Raw genomic sequence first — 2131 nt, 5'->3', positions numbered from 1 at the left:
CGGTACTTCACCCGCCCGATCACGCTGCGCCGGCTGCCCGGGTAGCAATCGGTCAGGTCCGAGCACGTCGCCAGGTAATCCTTGTCGAACAGGTTGGTGGCGTTGACCGACAGCGTCAGGTGCTTGTCCACCGCGTACGACACGCCGGCGTCGATCAGCGTGTGGCTGTCGATCTTGAGCGTGTTGGCGTTGTCGCCGTAGGTCGATCCCACATAGCGCGCGCCCACGCCCAGGCTCAGGCCGGCCAGCGCGCCGTTGCGCACGGTGTAGTTGAGCCAGCCCGAGGCGCTGTGCTCGGGCACCAGCGCCGGCCGGTTGCCCTGGGTGGCGTCGTTGGCGCGGCTGATGCGGGCGCGCACATAGGTGTACGAGCCGGTGAAGTCCCAGCCGTCGCCCAGGCTGAACTTGCCCTCCAGCTCCACCCCGCGCGACTGCACTTCTCCCGAAGCCACCTGGAAGCCCGGATTCTGCAGGTCGTTGGTCAGCACGTTGCTCTTCTTGATGTCGAACAGCGCCAGCGTGTACAGCGCGTTCGAGCCCGGCGGCTGGAACTTGATGCCGCCTTCCCACTGGCGGCCGCGCGACGGGGCGAAGGCGGCGCTGCCATTGGCCGGCGCGGTCACGCCGGTGTTGGGCAGGAACGACTGCGCGTAGCTGACGTAGGGCGCCAGGCCGTTGGGCATGACGTAGTTCAGGCCGGCGCGGCCGCTGAAGCGCGAGCCGTCCTGGTCGCTGGTGCTGTTGAGCAGGCGGTTCTCGTTCTTCTGCCGGTACCAGTCGTAGCGGCCGCCCAGCGTCAGCACCCAGCGTTCGGCCAAGCGCACCTGGTCCTGCAGGTAGAGGCCGGTCTGGTGGGTCGTTTCCAGGTAGTTGGCCATCGGCGTGGTGGGCGTGGGCACGTACACGCCATACACCGGGTTGTAGGGATTGAGGCTGGGGGCGGGGCCGTAGGTGCGCGAGACGTCGGCGCTGCTGCGGTTGAAGTCCAGCCCCAGCAGCAGCGTGTGGGCCAGCGGGCCGGTGTGGAAATCCAGCTGCGCCTGGTTGTCCAGCGCCAGCGCGGTCATGCTCTCGTCGTAGCGGCGCGCGGTGCGGGTCAGGCCGGCCGGGCCGATGCCCGACAGCAGGATGTTGTCCAGCAGCGCGTCGACCTGCCCGTAGCGCAGGTTCTGGCGCACCTGCAACGTGTCGTTGAAGCGGTGCTCGAACAGGTAGCCGATGGTCTTCTGCTTCTGCGTGTAGCGGTTGAAGTCCGGATCGCCGTTGCGCAGGTTGGTGGGCTTGCCGTTGATGGTGACGGTGCCGATGGTGCCGCCGGAGCGGTCGTGCAGGTACTCGGTCTGCAGCGTGAAGCGGGTGGCGGCCGACGGCGCCCAGGTCAGCGACGGCGCCAGGAACAGGCGGTCGTCGGCGATGCGGTCGCCGTTGGGGTAGGTGAACTGGGTGTTGGCGTCGCGCGCCACGCCGATCACGCGGTACAGCAGCGTGCCGTCCGCGGTGGCCGGGCCGGTCAGGTCGACCGCGGCCTGCTTGCGCTGGAAGCTGCCGTATTCCAGCTCGGCCTCGTATTGCGGCGTGGCCGACGGCAGCTTGCTGACGCGGTTGATGACGCCGCCGGCGTCGCCCTGGCCATACAGCACCGACGACGGGCCGCGCAGCACCTCGATGCGTTCGAGCGCGTACGGCTCGCTGCGGAACAGGGTGTAGCCCGAGGCGATCTGGCGCAGGCCGTCCTTGTAGTCGCTGGTGGCCTGGGCGTTGAAGCCGCGCAGCATGACCCAGTCGAAGCCCTTGGGGTCGACGCCGTAGGTCTCGACCGCCACGCCGGGCACGTAGCGCAGCACCTCGGTCACGCTCTGCGCGTTCTGCGCTTCCATCTGCGCGCGCGTCACCACCGAGATCGACTGCGGCACTTCCAGGATCGGCGTGTCGGTCTTGGTGCCGGCGCGGCTGGCCTCGGCCACGTAGCTGTCGGGAGCGATGCCGCCGGCACTGACCGTCACCGGTTCCAGCGTGGCGACGCCGGTGGCCGGCAGCCGTCGCAGCACGTAGCCGCCGCCCTGTTGCTGCGCCGCCAGGCCGCTGCCGGCCAGGATGGCGGCGAATCCGTCGCGCAGCCCGTAGGCGCCGC

The 2131-nt window shown here is 69.5% G+C and carries 1 protein-coding gene; it reads right to left on the bottom strand.

The genetic code is table 11. The features are described from left to right. Positions 1-2131 (bottom strand): TonB-dependent siderophore receptor (locus tag AOZ53_RS05050; protein ID WP_054487215.1); only part of this gene is annotated, 2131 nt, incomplete at both ends.

Source organism: Achromobacter sp. 2789STDY5608621 (genome assembly GCF_001299375.1).
GTDB classification, from domain to species: domain Bacteria; phylum Pseudomonadota; class Gammaproteobacteria; order Burkholderiales; family Burkholderiaceae_B; genus Achromobacter; species Achromobacter insuavis.
Note: the sequence above shows the minus strand (reverse complement) of the source record. Positions and strands in the feature narration are given on the sequence as shown.